Below are 4,514 nucleotides of genomic sequence, written 5' to 3'. Positions count from 1 at the left end.
GGTAAGCAGAGTTTTTGAAATGTAAGGCCTTTGAATAAGACAAAAGGCTGCCTCATCGCTAACTTTGCAACAGTGCCTTCTACGGCACGTTTGAAGGCGCGCTGAAAGGTCTGGTCATACATGTGATGGCGACGCACGACACCGCTCCGTGGATCGGTCGAATGCGTGTGCTGCGCAAAAACCCAGAACCACGGCCAGGAATGCCCGGCGCGCGGATACTTCCGCTCAAGGGCGTCGGGAAGCGCAACGCCGCTGCGGCCCTCGGCCTGGTCCTTCAGCCACCATGCCCGTGCACGCGACAGCTGCTCGCGCAGGCTGGGTGCCAAGCTCTCGGGTAACATCAAGGCCCGATCCTTGGAGCCCTTGCCCTCCCGCACGATGATCGTGCCGTGATCGAAATCCAGATCCTTGACCCGCAGTTGCAAACCCTCACTGATCCGCATGCCCGTTCCATACAGAAGCTGGGCGAACAAACGATGCTCGCCTTCCAGAAAACCGAGGATGCGAACCACTTCATCCGGGGTCAGCACCACCGGCAAGCGCCGCGACGGCCGAGGTCTTCCGATCTCCTGAAGCCAGGGCAGATCCGTGCACAGCACCTTGCCGTAGAAGAACAGCAAGGCCGCCAATGCCTGACGATGCGTGGAGACCGAAACCTTGCGCTCGTTCGCCAGCCAGGACAGAAATGCCTCGACTTCGCTGCTGCCCAAGGTTGCCGGGTGACGCACACCGTGGAAACGGATGAAGGCACGAACCCAGTGGACATAAGCCTGTTCGGTTCGTAAACTGTAATGCAAGTAGCGTATGCGCTCACGCAACTGGTCCAGAACCTTGACCGAACGCAGCGGTGGTAACGGCGCAGTGGCGGTTTTCATGGCTTGTTATGACTGTTTTTTTGTACAGTCTATGCCTCGGGCATCCAAGCAGCAAGCGCGTTACGCCGTGGGTCGATGTTTGATGTTATGGAGCAGCAACGATGTTACGCAGCAGGGCAGTCGCCCTAAAACAAAGTTAGCCATATCGGGAGTTAAATTGAAAATTTCATTGATTTCTGCAGTGTCAGAAAATGGCGTAATCGGTAGTGGTCCTGATATTCCGTGGTCAGCAAAAGGTGAGCAGCTAATCTTTAAGGCGCTCACATACAATCAGTGGCTTCTTGTTGGAAGGAAAACATTTGACTCTATGGGAGTTCTTCCAAATCGCAAATATGCAGTAGTGTCAAAGAATGGAATTTCAGGGTCAAATGAAAACGTCTTGGTTTTTCCTTCAATAGAAAATGCTTTGCAAGAACTATCTAAAATTACAGATCATGTATATATTTCGGGTGGGGGGCAAATCTATGAAAGCCTTATTGAAAAAGCAGATATAATTCATCTATCTACTATTCATGTTGAGGTTGAAGGTGATATTAAATTCCCTATATTACCTGAAGGTTTCAACTTGGTTTTTGAACAGTTTTTTGTGTCTAATATAAATTATACATATCAAATTTGGAAAAAAGGCTAACAAGTCGTTGCAGCACCAGTCGCTCCGCTCCTTGGACAGTTTTTAAGTTGTGGTTTTATGGTTTTGCTGCGCAAAAATATTCCATAAAACCACAACTTAAAAACTGCCGCTGAACTCGGCGTTATGCTGTGACCCGGGTTGTTGGCGAAGCGAACGTATGGCGATTAAAGTAATAAACGCAAAGGTAAAATAATGACGTGGAGAACGACCAGAACACTTTTACAGCCTCAAAATCTGGACTTCAATGAGTTTGAGATTCTTACTTCCGTAATTGAGGGCGCCCGAATTGTCGGCATTGGCGAGGGCGCTCATTTTGTCGCGGAGTTTTCACTGGCTAGAGCAAGTCTTATCCGCTATTTGGTCGAAAGGCATGATTTTAATGCGATTGGTTTGGAATGTGGGGCGATTCAGGCATCCCGGTTATCTGAATGGCTCAACTCAACAGCCGGTGCTCATGAACTTGAGCGATTTTCGGATACCCTGACCTTTTCTGTGTATGGCTCAGTGCTGATCTGGCTGAAATCATATCTCCGCGAATCAGGAAGAAAACTGCAGTTAGTCGGAATCGACTTACCCAACACCCTGAACCCAAGGGACGACCTAGCGCAATTGGCCGAAATTATCCAGCTCATCGATCACCTCATGAAACCGCACGTTGATATGCTGACTCACTTGTTGGCGTCCATTGATGGCCAGTCGGCGGTTATTTCATCGGCAAAATGGGGGGAGCTAGAAACGGCTCGGCAGGAGAAAGCTATCTCAGGGGTAACCAGATTGAAGCTCCGCTTGGCGTCGCTTGCCCCTGTACTGAAAAAACACGTCAACAGCGATTTGTTCCGAAAAGCCTCTGATCGAATAGAATCGATAGAGTATACGTTGGAAACCTTGCGTATAATGAAAACTTTCTTCGATGGTACCTCTCTTGAGGGAGATACTTCCGTACGTGACTCGTATATGGCGGGCGTAGTAGATGGAATGGTTCGAGCGAATCCGGATGTGAAGATAATTCTGCTGGCGCACAACAATCATTTACAAAAAACCCCAGTCTCCTTTTCAGGCGAGCTTACGGCTGTTCCCATGGGGCAGCACCTCGCAGAGAGGGTGAATTACCGTGCGATTGCATTCACCCATCTTGGACCCACCGTGCCGGAAATGCATTTCCCATCGCCCGACAGTCCTCTTGGATTCTCTGTTGTGACCACGCCTGCCGATGCAATCCGTGAGGATAGTATGGAACAGTATGTCATCGACGCCTGTGGTACGGAGAATTCATGTCTGACATTGACAGATGCCCCCATGGAAGCAAAGCGAATGCGGTCTCAAAGCGCCTCTGTAAAAACGAAATTGAGCGAGGCATTTGATGCCATCGTCTGTGTTCCAAGCGCCGGCAAGGACAGCCTAGTTGCCCTATAGGAAACCGGAAATGAAAATGAGGGAGCATAACCTGCGAATCCACCGGACGGTTTTCAACCGCCGGTGATCAGCGCGTTAGACATCATGAGGGTAGCGGTGACCATCGAAATTTCGAACCAACTATCAGAGGTGCTAAGCGTCATTGAGCGCCATCTGGAATCAACGTTGCTGGCCGTGCATTTGTACGGCTCCGCAGTGGATGGCGGCCTGAAGCCATACAGCGATATTGATTTGTTGGTTACTGTGGCCGTAAAGCTTGATGAAACGACGCGGCGAGCATTGCTCAATGACCTTATGGAGGCTTCGGCTTTCCCTGGCGAGAGCGAGACGCTCCGCGCTATAGAAGTCACCCTTGTCGTGCATGACGACATCATCCCGTGGCGTTATCCGGCTAAGCGCGAGCTGCAATTTGGAGAATGGCAGCGCAATGACATTCTTGCGGGTATCTTCGAGCCAGCCATGATCGACATTGATCTAGCTATCCTGCTTACAAAAGCAAGAGAACATAGCGTTGCCTTGGTAGGTCCGGCAGCGGAGGAATTCTTTGACCCGGTTCCTGAACAGGATCTATTCGAGGCGCTGAGGGAAACCTTGAAGCTATGGAACTCGCAGCCCGACTGGGCCGGCGATGAGCGAAATGTAGTGCTTACGTTGTCCCGCATTTGGTACAGCGCAATAACCGGCAAAATCGCGCCGAAGGATGTCGCTGCCGACTGGGCAATAAAACGCCTACCTGCCCAGTATCAGCCCGTCTTACTTGAAGCTAAGCAAGCTTATCTGGGACAAAAAGAAGATCACTTGGCCTCACGCGCAGATCACTTGGAAGAATTTATTCGCTTTGTGAAAGGCGAGATCATCAAGTCAGTTGGTAAATGATGTCTAACAATTCGTTCAAGCCGACCGCGCTACGCGCGGCGGCTTAACTCCGGCGTTAGATGCACTAAGCACATAATTGCTCACAGCCAAACTATCAGGTCAAGTCTGCTTTTATTATTTTGGGTATACGGATTTAATGGTTGATGGGGCACCTTCACCCCATCAATCTGATACCACCCTCAGATGGTTGATAGATCCACTCCGTAGTTGAGTTCCTCTGCGAAGTCCGGCAGTCCGTAACCGATGGTTTTCTTGTAGAAAGGAGAGACCTTCGCAGTCGGTGCCTTCTTCTTGTGCTTCGTGGTGTAGAGCATTCGTGCCCGCATCACCTCGAAGGAGTAACCGCGCCCTTCACGGTTCTTGTCCTTGGCCAGTCGGTTGATGGACTCCGTGTAAGCGTTGGTGACGGGCATGTCCGTCTCGAAGTAGGTCATGGTCTCTTCGCGCCAGTTTCCCACTGCCCTGACCAGATCGCTCCAGACTTCCTTTTGGCCCTTCGGGATGGTGGCTATCCACTCGTCCAGGGCGGCTTCTGCCTGGAGCCGTGTGGTGGCGTCCCAGATGCCGTAGAAGCGCTCCTTGTGCTCGTAGGCGGCCAGCAGTTGCGGGAACGCGCCTGTCCAGGTCTCCATGATGAGGCGCTCCCGGTCTGAGACTTCGTGAGCGCGTTTCAGCAGGATTTTCCGGTCTCCCTTGAGAGTCCGGCTCTGGGACGGTTT

4 protein-coding genes and 1 pseudogene are annotated in these 4,514 nt (G+C 51.2%); 3 read left to right on the top strand and 2 right to left on the bottom strand.

The window, feature by feature from the left end; all coding sequences use genetic code 11:
* Positions 1-875 (bottom strand): class 1 integron integrase IntI1 (gene intI1, locus ABN256_RS18625; protein WP_059333222.1); only part of this gene is annotated, 875 nt, incomplete at its 3' end.
* A 157-nt stretch (positions 876-1,032) separates the two neighbouring features.
* Between intI1 and dfrA32 the strand changes: the two genes are divergently transcribed.
* From dfrA32 to ABN256_RS18610, 3 genes are all read left to right on the top strand, one after another.
* A complete protein-coding gene (gene dfrA32, locus ABN256_RS18620; protein WP_032084013.1) occupies positions 1,033-1,506 on the top strand; it encodes a trimethoprim-resistant dihydrofolate reductase DfrA32 in 474 nt (157 codons plus the stop codon).
* Positions 1,507-1,698: 192 nt separating this feature from the next.
* Positions 1,699-2,919 carry an EreA family erythromycin esterase gene (gene ere(A), locus ABN256_RS18615; RefSeq protein WP_032084014.1) on the top strand — a complete coding sequence of 407 codons (1,221 nt, stop codon included), beginning with the start codon at positions 1,699-1,701 and terminating at the stop codon, positions 2,917-2,919.
* An 84-nt stretch (positions 2,920-3,003) separates the two neighbouring features.
* Entirely contained in the window at positions 3,004-3,795 is a 792-nt protein-coding gene (locus ABN256_RS18610) for an ANT(3'')-Ia family aminoglycoside nucleotidyltransferase AadA2 (RefSeq protein WP_001261740.1), read from the top strand.
* A 179-nt stretch (positions 3,796-3,974) separates the two neighbouring features.
* On the opposite strand, the pseudogene ABN256_RS18605 reads toward ABN256_RS18610, so the two are convergent.
* Positions 3,975-4,514: pseudogene (locus ABN256_RS18605) on the bottom strand (ISL3-like element ISPpu12 family transposase); the annotation flags it as partial.

Origin of the sequence: Proteus sp. fly-1008, from assembly GCF_040140305.1 — a bacterium.
GTDB classification, from domain to species: Bacteria; Pseudomonadota; Gammaproteobacteria; order Enterobacterales; family Enterobacteriaceae; genus Proteus; species Proteus vulgaris_B.
Note: the sequence above shows the minus strand (reverse complement) of the source record. Positions and strands in the feature narration are given on the sequence as shown.